Raw genomic sequence first — 12,597 nt, forward strand, 5'->3', positions numbered from 1 at the left:
CCCGCGCCCGCGGGGCGCGCGGGGGCCCGGGGCCGGGCGCTCCGGTGGGGGGGCGGCCGGCCGCCCCCCCCCCCGCCCCCCCCCCCCCCCCCCCCCCCCCCCCCCCCCCCCCCCCCGCGGCGTCGTGCCGGCGGTCGGTCCGCCGTGTCAGTCCGCCGTCTCCGTCTTCATCGTGCCGCCGAGGAGCAGGGACTCCGCACACCGCGAAGGTGTCGGCGCGTTCACCGGCTTGCCCACCTTGCGGCAGTCGACGGTCATCGTGACCTTGCCGCCCGCCGGGACCAGGAGCGGCGTGACGAAGTGGTAGTCGGAGTCCCGGAAGTTCTCCAGCGCCAGCCGGATCAGGGGTGCGTTCCGGCCGGTGGAGATCACGACCGTCCCCGCGTCGCCCTGCGGGTTCTGGACCACGATGTCGGTCAGCTGGAAGGTGCTCCCCTCGGGCACCTGCAAGGCCGCCGAGGTGTTCGACCCGCCGCCCACCGAGTCCCTGACCTGCACCTGCGCACTGGTCGGGGAGGCGGCCGAGGCATCCGACGAGCCGCCGGGGCTCGCCGAGGGGCTGGGTTTCGATGGCCCCCCGTTCGCCCCGGACGAGTCGCCGCCGCCCGAGCCCGCCCCGCCCGAGGAACCCTTCTCCGGGGCCTTGCTCTTGTCGGCCGCGGCGGCGGACCGGACCACGTCCGGCGTGACCGCCTCCCGGGCCGCCGACTTCACGGTGGGACGCAACAGCGCGTACCAGAGCCCGACCAGCGCGATCAGCAGGACGGCCGCGGTGATCAGGGCCCGGGGCAGCCAGCGCGGCAGGATCGGTTCCTGCTGGTAGGAACCGTCCACGAGCACCGCGGCGGCCGGTTCCTGGTCCTCCGCCACATCGGGGGTCGCGACCACCTGGAAGGGGTGCGTGATCGCCGTGCCGCGCCACACGCGCTTGGCCGGCCGTATCCGCACCTTCCCGAACTCCGCCCGCCCGGCCTCGATCCGCAGCTCGTCGGAGGCGAACGAGACCCGGGCCCGCTCCGTACCCGATCGGGAGCCCAGCCGCACCGTGACCGGGGCGTTTCCCCGGTTGTCCACGGCGATCCGGTGCCGGCCCCGCCAGGCTCCGTGCGAACTGCGCGGCACCAGCTCGGCGGTCGTCTCGGTGAAGGGCAGCACGGTCACCCGGCCCTCGGGCACCACCGTGTCGCCCTGCTCGCTGGTGGGCACCACCCGTATCCCGAAGGGAGTGTCCCCCGCCGGCACGGTCGAATCCCGGGGCGGACGCAGCACGAAGGACACCGTCTGCGAGTCGCCGGGATACAGGGACAGGGTCGCGGGCTCGACCGTCGACCAGGCGGCGCACGCACCGACCACCTCGAAGCGGTACTCCTCGACGGTGCTGCCGGAGTTGAGGATCCGCAGGGGGACGGCCGTCGCCTCGCCCGGTGCGGCGGTGACGGTTGAATCGTCGAGGCTTGCCGTGAGACTCATAGGGCGCACCGTAGGATCGGCGCGGAACGCCGACATCGGCCGGGAAGGAACACTTCCGGGCAGATTCCGTGCCCGGATCGGCTTTTTAGTTTCCCTGTAGGGATACCCGGGCATCTTTTGACCGCCTCACGACAATTGAGGCATACGAAACAGCCGTGTCGGTTGTGTTCGCTGTGACGTCATGGCTGTTGCTCAGGGGGAGCATTGCCATGGAGCGAACAACTGTCGCGTTGAGGGCCCAGGACCCGATATCCCAGGCGGGCGTGGCCAGTCAGTTACGTACCCGGCCCGAAGTCAGTGTCATGGAATGGGGGGAGGGGGACGCCTCTCCTCAGATCGTTGTCGTCGTCGTGGACGCGGTCGACGAGGAAGTGCTGACGATGCTGCGTCACATCCAGCGCACCAGCACTTCGCGAACCGTCCTGGTCACCACGGACATCGACGAGCAGAAGCTGGTGAGCGCCGCGGAGTGCGGGGTCGCCGGTGTGGTCAGGCGCTCCGAGGCGACTCCGGAGCATCTGGTGCAGGTCATCGGGACGGTGGCGAGGGGCGAGGGCCATCTTCCGTCCGACCTGCTGGGACGGCTGCTGGAGGAGGTGGGACGACTCCAGGGCCAGGTGCTCGGCCCCCGGGGGCTGCACTTCACCGGACTCGCGGCGCGCGAGGTGGACGTGCTGAGACTGGTCGCGGAGGGGTACGACACCGCCGACATCGCGACGAAGCTGGCCTACTCCGAGCGCACGATCAAGAACGTGCTGCATTCGGTGATGACCCGGCTGCAGCTGCGGAACCGGTCGCACGCGGTGGCGTACGCGATGCGGCAGGGGCTGATCTGAACCGTCCGGCACGGACGCGCACGGTGCTTCGGCCGCGGCCGCGTAAGGCACTTCGGCCGCGGTCGCGTAAGGCACTTCGGCGGCGGTTGCGCACGGTGCTTCGGCTGCGGGGGCGTACGGGGGCACGGCGACGGGTGCGTACGGGCTCCGGCCATGGACGCGCGGTGCTCCGGTCGCGGACGTGCGCGGTGTTCCGGTGACGGATGCGTACGGCACTCCGGCGGTTCCCGCTGCACGAAAGGGCAGTGGGAGCTACCCGGGGATGTGACTTCCGCACCTCTGTACGCGGGCCGCGCGTACGGGACCGTGGGGCCCGGGTACGCCGATCGACCGGCGAGGGTGGGGGAGGACTTCCGTGCGCTGGTTCCAGCCACTTCAGCGGGTACCGCGGCCGGGCCGGTCGTACCGGTCGTACCGGTCGGGCCGGCCGGACCGATCCCGGCCTCCCGGCGCACCGCGCCGCGGCCTCGCCGCGTTCCGCGTCCCGGTCCTCGCACTGCTTCTGGTGGCGACCGGGATCTCTCCCGGTTCGGCCGTCGAGCCCGGGGTGCCCACGGTCGCGGTGCCCGAACCCTGGGTGACCCCGGCCGAGTTCACCGACGCCGTCGACCCGGGCGGCTCCACGGGCGTGGACAAGCAGGTGCGTACGCCGGTGATTCCGCCGAGGCCGGACGTGGTCCTGCTGGTGGACGGCACCCGCAGCATGGAGACGCCGATCCGGCGGGTGAAGGAGCGCATCCCCGAGATCACCAAGGCGATCCGCGACGAGCAGCCGGAGTCCCGCTTCGCCGTGGCCACCTTCGGTGACGAATGGGCGGACCCTCCCGAGGCCGGTTTCAAGGTGCTCCAGGGGCTGACGTACGACCTGGGCGAGGTGCAGACGGGCGTCAACCAGCTCAAGGCCAACCTGGGCACCGACAGCAAGGGCCCCGCGGAGGACTGGCTCTACGCCCTGTGGAAGCTGGCCAACGGCGGTGACGGGAAGACCGTGTTCCGCCCCGACGCCAGCCCGGTCGTCGTACTGGTCGGTGACGCGTCCAGCCACGAGCCCAGCAACTACAAATGGAGCTTCGGCGATGCCGAGGCCGCCCTCCAGGACGCGGGGGCACGGGTGATCGCGGTCGGCCTGACCAGCACGCTCGGCGACGGACTCAACGGCAACGGCCAGATACCCGATTACGACGGCGACCCGTCGCACGAGCCCGAGCAGGCCAGCCGCATGGTGGAGGCCACCAACGGTCGGATGATCGACGGCATCGAGGGCGATGACGTCGTCGACGCCATCATCGACGGCTTCCGCAACCTCCCCACCAACGTCGGTTACCGCCTCGACAACTGCGACCCGCACCTGTCCGTCAGCCTCGAACCACCCACTCAGCGACTCACCAGCGGGGAAACGGCGCACTTCGCGGAGAACATCGACGTCTCCGCCGACGCACCCCAGGGCACCCGGCTGAGCTGCACCGTCCAGTTCCTGATGGGCACCCAGATCCCGGGCACGGACACGATCGGACCGGCCGCCGCGGCCGACCCGGACTTCCAGCAGCGGATCGACATCGACGTGAACGACATCGACGCACCCGTCGTCACCGTGGACGATCTGACCGTGCGGGCCGAGGACGACGAGGGCGCTCGCGTGACGTACGACGCCACCGCCCGGGACGCCACCGACGGCACGCTCCCGGTGACCTGCACCCCCGCCTCCGGTTCGCTCTTCCCGGTCGGCCGCACCACCGTGACCTGCTCGGCGACCGACTCGGCGGGCAACACGGGGACGGACACGGCGCAGATCGAGGTGCTCGAACCACCCGTGCCGCCCTCGGCGGACGTGGCGGTGAAGGTGGACGTCAGCCCGGACCGTACGTACACCGGCCGCCCGGCCCGTGCCCGCTTCACCGTCACCAACGCCGGACCGGACCCGGCGACCGGGGTGGTCCTGGGCGCCACCTGGCCGAAGCCGTCCAGGGCGAAGGACCGCAGCCTGCCCGCGCCGTCCCGCTGCACGGCCGCGGCCCCGTGCACCATCCCGGCCGGCGGGCGCCTCGTGGTGACCCAGACGGCGACGTACGGGGCGGCGATCACCGGTGACGTACGGGCCACCGTGCGCGGCACGCTGCCGGACCGTCAGTCGGCCGACAACCGGGACACCGACCGGCTGCGCGTGCTGAAACCCTCGCTGACCGTCACACCCCGGGTGGTCAAACCGGGCCAGGTGGTCCTGGCCCGCGGCAAGGACTATCCGCCGGGGCAGACCGTACGTTTCACGTGGAACATCGGGATCACCGCGCAGATGTCCGGCGTGACGGTGGGGCGCGACGGCACCTTCGAGATCCAGATACCGGTCCTGCGCAAGGACAAGCTCGGGCCGCGCGAGCTCCGCGTGGACACCCGGGACATCGACCGGCTGAAGAAACCGGTCCTGGTGGTCCAGCGCCATCTGCAGCCACCGGACTTCGCGGGCCGCGCATGAGCGCCGGCGACCGCACGGGAGCGATTGCGGGAGTGGCTACGGGAGCGGTTACGGGAGTGATCAGGTGATCCACGAGGTCGACGACGTACTGCGGGCCCTGATCAGGGCGGAGGTGCTCGAAGGCGGCCAGATCGCGGTGGTCTTCGACGCCCCGACCCGGGAGTGGGCGGCGAAGGTCAACGCGCCCATGGTCAACCTGTACCTCTACGACATCCGCGAGGACATGCGCAGGCGCGAACGGGGCCTGCACAACGACTACGACGAGCACGGCGTGATCGTCGCGCGCCGCCGCCCGCCCCGTTTCTTCAAGCTGTCGTACCTGATCACGGCGTGGACCAAGCGCCCGGAGGACGAGCACCGGCTGCTCTCGTCGCTGCTCGGCTGCCTGCTGAGCCACGAGGCGCTGCCGCCGGAACGGCTGACGGGCACCCTGGCCGGGATCGGGGCGCCCGTACCGATGTCGATCGCGCTGCCGCCGCCGGAGGACCGCTCGTTCGCCGATGTGTGGAGCGCGCTGGGCGGGGAGCTGAAACCCTCGCTGGACCTGGTGGTCAGCGTGCCGGTGACGGCCTCGCCGAGCTATGTGGCCGGTCCGCCGGTCGGGGACGAGGGGGTGCTGGCCCGCTTCGGGGACGTGCCGGAGAGGGCCGACCCGGTGTCGGAGCCGATGCCGGGGCGTGGGGGACTCCCGGTGTACGGGGGCCGTCCCGGACGGCCGGGCGGGGACCCCGCGTCGCGCGCCCGCGACGCGGAACGGCGACGTGGTCTGTCCCTCCGCATCACGGAGACCCGGAAGGTCCGTACGACCGGTGCGAGCGGGGCGTCCGGTGCGAGCGGGGCGTCTCGTGCGTTCCGCACGGAGGACGGCTCGGAGGACGGCGCGGAATGACCACTCCGGGCGACCCGAACCTGCGTCACCTCCTCGCCCGCGCGGTGGTGGTGGAACAGCGCATCCGACGGGCGGTCGAGGCCCGCCGGCTCACCGACCCGGACCCGGACGACGCCTTCCGCGGCCTCTACCTCACGGACGAGAACGTCGCCCGGCTGCTGGACGCGGACGAGGCCCGCGCCTACCCGTCCCCGGTCCCGGACTCGTTTCCGGAGCCGTCCCCGGGCTCGTCTCCGGCCTCGGACCCGGACCCGGACCCGGACTTCGGCGAGGTGCCGGAGAAGCGGTCCCGACTGACGTCCCTGGCGGACGAGTTCGGCCTCACACCCCTCGACGTCGAGATCCTCCTCATCACGCTCGTACCGGACCTCGACGACCGCTTCGAGGCGTTCTACGGCTACCTGAACGACGACGTCACCCGCCGCCGCCCGTCCATCGGCCTGGCGCTGGGCCTGTGCGGCCTGTCCCCCGCCGACCAGGAGGCACGCGGCCGGCTGGCGGCCCTCGCGCCTCTCCGCGAGGGCCGCCTCCTCCTGGTCGAGGACCTGGACCGCCCGTTCCTGAGCCGTGCGCTCCGCGTCCCCGACCGGGTCACCGCGCACCTCCTGGGCGACGACACCCCCGACCCGCGCCTGACCGGTCTCCTCGCCCCCTGGCACGCCGTACCGGGCGTCGGCGACCCGGCCCCGCTGGCGGCGGCCCTCGCCCGGGGTGTCTCGCCGGCCTATCTGCGCGAGGACCAGGGAGGCGCGGGCACGGCCCTGGCGGCCTCCGCGCTGACCCTCGCGGGCCACCGGGTCCTGGGCCTGGACCTGGCGCGGCTGGCCGAGGACCCGGCACCCGCCGAGGCGGTCCGCTCCCTGGTCCGCGAGGCCCGGCTGACCGGCGCCGGGGTGGTCTGCGCCCCGCTCGACGCGGTCTGCCGCGAGCACCCGGGGATCCTGCGGCTGCTCACCGACACCCCCGTTCCCACGATCCTGGTGGGCCGGGCGCCCTGGGACGCGTCCTGGTCCGCCGCCCCGCCCCTCCTGCTGCACGCGCCCCGCGTGGAACCCGCGACCAGGGCCGCCCTCTGGACCGACGCGTACGCCGCCCCCGTCCCCGCGACCATCGACGTGGACCGGCTGCTCTCGCCGTTCCTCCTCACCCCGGAGCAGATCACCCGCGCAGCCCAGGGCGCCGCCCGCACCACCCACCTGGACGGCGGCACCCTCACCGCCGACCACGTCCGCCAGGGCGCCCGCGCCCAGAACGCGGCGGGCCTGGACCGCCTGGCCCGCCGCATCGAACCCTCCGTCACCTGGGACGACCTGGTCCTCCCCCCGGACACCCACGCCCAGCTCCGCGAACTCACCGCCCGCGCCCGCCACCGCGACCGGGTCCTGGGCGAGTGGGGCATGCGCCCGGGAGGCGGCAGGGGCCGGGGCGTATCGGCGCTCTTCGCCGGCGACTCCGGCACCGGCAAGACGATGTCCGCCGAGGTGATGGCCGCGGACCTGGGCCTGGACCTCTACACGGTCGACCTGGCGACGGTGATCGACAAGTACGTGGGCGAGACGGAGAAGAACCTGGAACGGATCTTCTCCGAGGCCGCAGGGGTGAACGGGGTCCTCCTCTTCGACGAGGCGGACGCGATCTTCGGCAAGCGCTCGGACGTGAAGGACGCCCACGACCGCTACGCGAACGTCGAGAGCGCGTACCTCCTCCAGCGCATGGAGTCCTTCGACGGCCTGGCCATCCTCGCCACCAACCTCCGGGCCAACCTGGACGACGCCTTCACCCGCCGCCTGGACCTGGTCGTCGACTTCCCGGTCCCGGACCCCGAACAGCGCCTCGTCCTCTGGGAACGCTGCCTGGGCCCCGTACTTCCCCGGGGCAAGGACCTGGACCTCGCCTTCTGCGCGGAGAACTTCGAGCTGGCGGGCGGCAACATCCGCTCGATCGCGGTGACGGCCGCCTACCTGGCGGCGGACACGGACGGGCCGGTGACGATGCCGACGCTGATCCACGCGATCCAGCGCGAGTACCAGAAACTGGGCCGCCTGACCCTGGCCTCGGAGTTCGGCCCTTACCTGGACCTGCTGACGTGAGCAGCGGGCCCCGGAACCTGCTGTCGCGAGACGGGGAGCCGCAGATCCCGCTGCTCAGACCTTGATGATCCGTACCCGGTCCCCGCACAGCAGCCCCAGATCCTCGGGGTCCGAGGTGAGGATCACCGCGGGTTTCGGCACCAGCAGCGCGGTTGCTCCCACGACCGCGTCGATGGCGTACTTGTGCCCGTGGAGCCCGGCGTCGGTCAGCAGCTTCATCGCGGAGCGCCCGATCTCCTCGCTCACGGGCTCGACCGTCAGCCTGGACACCACCCAGTTGAACCGGGCGGCGTTCACCTTTCGGTGATGAGCCTCGATGAGGGTGAGAACGCTGACGGCGACCCTCATGTCCTCCTGCTCCGCTCCACGGAGCAGCGTCATGACCTGCCGGTCATCGGCCACGACCTTGGACAGGCCCTCGCTGTCCAGTACGAGTGTTCCGGACCGGGCCATCAGGCGGCGTTCTCCGCACCGTCGACGTCGCCCCGCAGAAGCGCCCGTGCGGCATCGACCTCCGTATGGCTCAGGGCACCGTGCTCCGCCTCGTGCGCGTTGGTCAGTTCCGCGAGGTTGTCCCGCTCGATCTGGCGCTGGACGGCCGCATCCACATAGGCGGAGAAGCCCCGCTTCCCCACGCGTGCGCGGACGGCCGCGATATTGCCCGAGTGGAGGCTGACGGAGACATTGGCGGTGGGGCCCTCGCCCACCCCGTAAGTGGTGTCATCGCTCATGCCATCAATCTAATACATGAAGTAGTAGATAGGGTGTGCGTTGCGGCAGGGCGTCGGGCTCTCGGCACGGCCCCTTGTGCCGGGCCGGAGTTGGCGCGACCGTGGTCGGGGCCGACGGGCGGACCGCCCCGGCCTCCTCCGTACGGCGACAGGAGTCAGCGTGACCGCAACGCTCGTTCTGCCCCACGAACTGCACGGCGACGGACCGCACAAGGTGATCGCGGTGCACGGCTGGCTCGCCGACCGTTCCGCGTACGCCCCCGTGCTGCCGGATCTCGACCTCGCCTCGTTCCAGTACGCGGTGGTGGACCTGCGGGGGTACGGCGAGGCCCGGGACGCGGGCGGCGCGTACACCACGGCCGAGGGGGCCGAGGACGTGCTCGCGCTGGCCGACCGGCTCGGCTGGGAACGGTTCTCGCTGATCGGACACTCGATGGGCGGCTCCGTCGTCCAGCGGACCCTGGCCGCCGCGCCGCACCGGGTGCGCAGGCTCGTCGGGGTCTCGCCCGTCCCCGCGTCCGGCCTGCCGTTCCCGCCCGAGCAGTGGGAACTGTTCGCCGGGGCGGCACGGACCCCGCAGAACCGCCGGATCATCCTCGACATCACCACCGGGGGACGGCGCCCGGCGGGCTGGCTGGACCGCATGGTGCGCCGCTCGCTCGAACGCAGCGACGCCGAGGCGTTCCGGACCTGGCTGGATTCCTGGGCGGGCGAGGACTTCCACGAGCGGGTCGAGGGTTCGCCCGTGCCCGCACTGGCCGTCGTGGGCGCACTGGACCCGGCGCTGTCCGCCGAGTTGCAGCGGGCCACCTGGATGCGCTGGTTCCCGAACGCCGAGCTGGTGGAGCTGCCCTCGTGCGGTCACTACGCGATGGACGAGACCCCCCTCGACCTGATCCGGGTGGTGGAGGACTTCCTGCGGGCGGACGCGGAGGACGCGACGGACGCGGGCGAGGACGCGTGAGCGGTTCCGGGCCCGCCCCTGCCCCGGTACCGGACGTCTTCGACCCGCGGCTGTACGGGCGGGGCATCCCCCACGACCGTTACCGCCTCCTGCGCGACCACCACCCCGTGGCATGGCAGGAGGAGCCGGAGGTGCTCGGCTGGCCGGCGGGCCCCGGCTTCTGGGCGGTCACCCGGCACGCGGACGTGGTCCGGGTCCTGAAGGACTCCGCGACGTACTCCTCGTACCTGGGCGCAACCCAGATCCGCGACCCCGACCCCGACGACCTGCCGTTCATCCGCCGCATGATGCTCAACCAGGACCCGCCGCACCACCGGCGCCTGCGCACCCTCGTCAGCCGCGCCTTCACCCCGAGGCGCATCGACCGTTTCGCCGGTGTCGTCCGGGAACGCGCCCGCACCCTGCTCGCCGACGCGGTCGCCGGGGCGCGGGCCGGCGACGGCACCTGCGACCTCGTCGCCCGGGTCACCGACGACTACGCCCTGCTCAACCTCACGGACCTGCTGGGCGTACCGGACACCGACCGCGCGCTCCTCCTCCACTGGACGCAACGCGTCATCGGCTACCAGGACCCCGACGAGGCCGGAGCGCCCACGCCCGGCCCGGACGGCAAACCGCTCAATCCCCGCTCCCCGTCCGCCCTGCGCGACATGTTCGACTACGCCCACGCCCTGGCCGTCCACAAGCGCCGCCACCCCGCCGACGACGTGATGACGGCCCTGGCCACGGACCCCGAACTCACCGCCCCCGAACTGGAGATGTTCTTCTTCCTGCTGGTGGTGGCCGGCAACGACACGGTACGCAGCGCGGCCCCCGGCGGCCTGAGCCTGCTGGCCCAACACCCGGACGCGTACCGCCGTTTGTGCGGCGGCGAGGTCGGATTCGCAAGCACCGTCGACGAGTTGCTCCGCCGCCATCCCCCGGTCCTGACCTTCCGCCGCACGGCCGTCCAGGACACGGTGCTGGCGGGCACCCGTATCCGTACCGGCGACAAGGTGGTCGTTTTCCACGCCTCCGCCAACCACGACGAACGCGTCTTCCCCGACCCGTTCGCCCTCGACCTCACCCGCACCCCCAACCCCCACGTCTCCTTCGGCGACGGCCCCCACGTCTGCCTGGGCGCGCACTTCGCGCGGTTGCAGCTGAGCGCCCTGTACGAGGAGGTGTGCCGCGCCCTGCTGCCGGGACACCTCCAACTCGCGGCTCCGCCGGTGCGGTTGGTGTCGAACTTCATCAACGGGGTGAAGTCGCTCCGAGTGCGGGTGGTCGACTTCTGAGGCTCGGACGCCCACGCATAGGACGATGGGCAGCGGAGCGCTGCCCATGGATACCCGAGGGAACTGCGGGGTGACTGTGACGAGCCGTGCACCTGGCGCTTCCTCAGGCAATCACCACGTGGGAACCATCGCCGTTGGCCACAAGTTTCAGCTGTTCGCCCAGATCCTCAATGCAGGCCATAACAGGTGGACGAGGTTGGATTTATGAGAGCAAGCCGCGGCTATACGCCAAAATTTCGGATCGAGTACAGGTAATCGCTGTTTACCGGAATTTCCCCGCCCTCTTCATTGTCCATATCCCAGACGTTGGGAAAGATTCTTGTAAGATCATGGATGATCAAGGGGAAGCTTTTCGGGTGGGCGGGGAGCGACTCTGCTCGTTCCAGAATCGCCAAAAGCCCGTTTGCATCGGAGCCGTATTCGATGGAAAGCCGGAATCCTTTGATGCGCAGGTCATCGAGAAGTGTCAACGTGGCTTGCCCAGAGTTCCCGTAGATGCGGACGCCGATGTAAACAGAATCGATTTCCTTGCTGATTCGAATTACTTGCCCATCGGGGACTTCTGTGACTTTGAAATTCCACCCCTTCTCTGTTGCCCATGAGTCGGCTCGTTCGGCGATTTCTTCACTGGCGTTAATTTTGGCCCCTTATGGGAATGAGATTCTTTTCTTTCTTATTCCGTCAATGAGTGCCTTTAGTTCTCTATTCTTCCCTTCCTCGGGATCGGCTACGTAGTCATGTTGCGTCTGAGCCAGTTTGGCTGCTGCGGCCTGTGTTGTCACATCTGTCAACGTTAGCATTCCCACGCTGATCCCTTCTTCCAGGAGTCGCCAAATCTGGGCCCGCCCTGCTGCCGAGTCCCCTCTTTGATTTGTGTAAGTTGTTCCCGATTGACTTGTCCACTGATCTGACCCGCCGTACACGCCGACTGCCCGGACAGCTATGTCAACATTCACGGAAGGGCGGACTTTTAAGGCCTCCTTTTGGATTATTTGTCGCGTTCTGATCAGTTCCGTAGTGCAGTTCGAGCATGGTCCTCGCGTGATTCTGACAACGAATGTGAAATTCTGGCTACCTCGATCTTCTGCTGTTGTATTTTTATTGCGAGAGGGGTGGGAATTGACATACTGTAACCATTTGCTTTTGATGAGCCCTGCAAATTTTATCTCTGCGTGTGCTCCGTTTCCGCTGTTATGGCGGCAGACTTCTCGCACTTCGCTTGTGTTGTACGCAAGGTGGGCTATCAATGCAGTGTGTCGTGCGTAATCGTCGGCTCCGTGTCGGCTGTTGGTTAGGGCTAAATCCTCGGCGGTGAAAGTTGTGGAGGGCTTGAAGCTGCCAATTGGTTGCCAGGGGCTCGCACTGGCCCAGACCTGGAATCGTCCCCCGGTCAGCATGATTCTGAGGCCATGAAGGCCGTTTCGGCGGAATTGATTCCTGATTTTGTGAAACTGGTCTATGGCTTGGTCCATCGGCATTCCGTCGCGAACTTTGGAATCGATGGCTTTCTTGACTTTTTCGATAACCTTTTTGCTGTGCGGTTTTTTATTGTGGTCTTGGTCGGCTTGTGTGGGGTGATCCTTCTCTTTGTTCTTGTCTTTGCCTTTGAGTTTGTTCCAGAGGGCTTTTCCTTTTTTGGTGATGAGGTTGATGATTTTGTCGATGGCGCGGTTGACGGGTTTGGATACGGCGTGGAAGACGGATTTGACTTTGTTGGCGAGGTTGCCGATGCCGAGGAGGGAGGCGAGGAAGCCGATGAGGAGGGGGATGCTGGTGGCGAGGGCGGTTTCGACCATTTTGGGGACGCCGGCCTGGCCGCCGTTGGCGATGGCGATGACGGCGTCGAGGACGGCGTTGACGAATTCGATGA

At 69.4% G+C, this 12,597-nt stretch carries 10 protein-coding genes and 1 pseudogene; 7 read left to right on the plus strand and 4 right to left on the minus strand.

Features of this window, described 5'->3' with window-relative positions:
- Positions 1–147: 147 nt before the first annotated feature.
- Positions 148–1,470, minus strand: a complete 1,323-nt coding sequence (locus ACFYW1_RS38440) for a hypothetical protein (RefSeq protein ID WP_389004388.1) — start codon at positions 1,468–1,470, stop codon at positions 148–150.
- Between the two features lie 209 nt (positions 1,471–1,679).
- Here ACFYW1_RS38440 and ACFYW1_RS38445 point away from each other — a divergent pair, with 209 nt between their 5' ends.
- The 4 genes from ACFYW1_RS38445 to ACFYW1_RS38460 all read left to right on the plus strand — a co-directional run bounded on the left by ACFYW1_RS38445 (position 1,680) and on the right by ACFYW1_RS38460 (position 7,755).
- Positions 1,680–2,306 (plus strand): response regulator transcription factor, encoded by a 627-nt coding sequence (locus tag ACFYW1_RS38445; RefSeq protein WP_148837052.1) that lies wholly within the window; start codon positions 1,680–1,682, stop codon positions 2,304–2,306.
- A 505-nt stretch (positions 2,307–2,811) separates the two neighbouring features.
- Positions 2,812–4,776 carry an HYR domain-containing protein gene (locus ACFYW1_RS38450; RefSeq protein WP_389004390.1) on the plus strand — a complete coding sequence of 655 codons (1,965 nt, stop codon included), beginning with the start codon at positions 2,812–2,814 and terminating at the stop codon, positions 4,774–4,776.
- Positions 4,777–4,840: 64 nt separating this feature from the next.
- Positions 4,841–5,665 carry a DUF4255 domain-containing protein gene (locus tag ACFYW1_RS38455; RefSeq protein ID WP_389004392.1) on the plus strand — a complete coding sequence of 275 codons (825 nt, stop codon included), beginning with the start codon at positions 4,841–4,843 and terminating at the stop codon, positions 5,663–5,665.
- Entirely contained in the window at positions 5,662–7,755 is a 2,094-nt protein-coding gene (locus ACFYW1_RS38460; RefSeq protein WP_389004394.1) for an ATP-binding protein, read from the plus strand. Before ACFYW1_RS38455 ends, ACFYW1_RS38460 begins: the two co-directional genes overlap by 4 nt.
- A 54-nt stretch (positions 7,756–7,809) precedes the next feature.
- On the opposite strand, the gene ACFYW1_RS38465 is transcribed toward ACFYW1_RS38460, so the two are convergent.
- On the minus strand, positions 7,810–8,208 hold the full coding sequence (locus ACFYW1_RS38465; protein ID WP_389004396.1) for a DNA-binding protein: 399 nt from the start codon (positions 8,206–8,208) through the stop codon (positions 7,810–7,812).
- Positions 8,208–8,486 carry a hypothetical protein gene (locus ACFYW1_RS38470; RefSeq protein WP_389004399.1) on the minus strand — a complete coding sequence of 93 codons (279 nt, stop codon included), beginning with the start codon at positions 8,484–8,486 and terminating at the stop codon, positions 8,208–8,210. Before ACFYW1_RS38470 ends, ACFYW1_RS38465 begins: the two co-directional genes overlap by 1 nt.
- Before the next feature lie 160 nt (positions 8,487–8,646).
- Here ACFYW1_RS38470 and ACFYW1_RS38475 point away from each other — a divergent pair, with 160 nt between their 5' ends.
- Together ACFYW1_RS38475 and ACFYW1_RS38480 are read left to right on the plus strand one after the other, a co-directional pair.
- Positions 8,647–9,450 carry an alpha/beta fold hydrolase gene (locus ACFYW1_RS38475; RefSeq protein WP_389004401.1) on the plus strand — a complete coding sequence of 268 codons (804 nt, stop codon included), beginning with the start codon at positions 8,647–8,649 and terminating at the stop codon, positions 9,448–9,450.
- On the plus strand, positions 9,447–10,727 hold the full coding sequence (locus ACFYW1_RS38480) for a cytochrome P450 (protein ID WP_389004403.1): 1,281 nt from the start codon (positions 9,447–9,449) through the stop codon (positions 10,725–10,727). Before ACFYW1_RS38475 ends, ACFYW1_RS38480 begins: the two co-directional genes overlap by 4 nt.
- A 221-nt stretch (positions 10,728–10,948) precedes the next feature.
- Here the strand turns inward: ACFYW1_RS38480 and ACFYW1_RS38485 are convergent, their stop codons facing one another.
- Positions 10,949–11,197: a hypothetical protein gene (locus tag ACFYW1_RS38485; protein ID WP_389004405.1), complete on the minus strand. Its 249-nt coding sequence runs from the start codon at positions 11,195–11,197 to the stop codon at positions 10,949–10,951.
- Between the two features lie 939 nt (positions 11,198–12,136).
- Between ACFYW1_RS38485 and ACFYW1_RS38490 the strand changes: the two are divergent.
- Positions 12,137–12,597 (plus strand): annotated as a pseudogene (locus ACFYW1_RS38490) (hypothetical protein); the annotation flags it as partial.

The organism is Streptomyces sp. NPDC002669 (assembly GCF_042889165.1).
Lineage (GTDB): Bacteria > Actinomycetota > Actinomycetes > Streptomycetales > Streptomycetaceae > Streptomyces.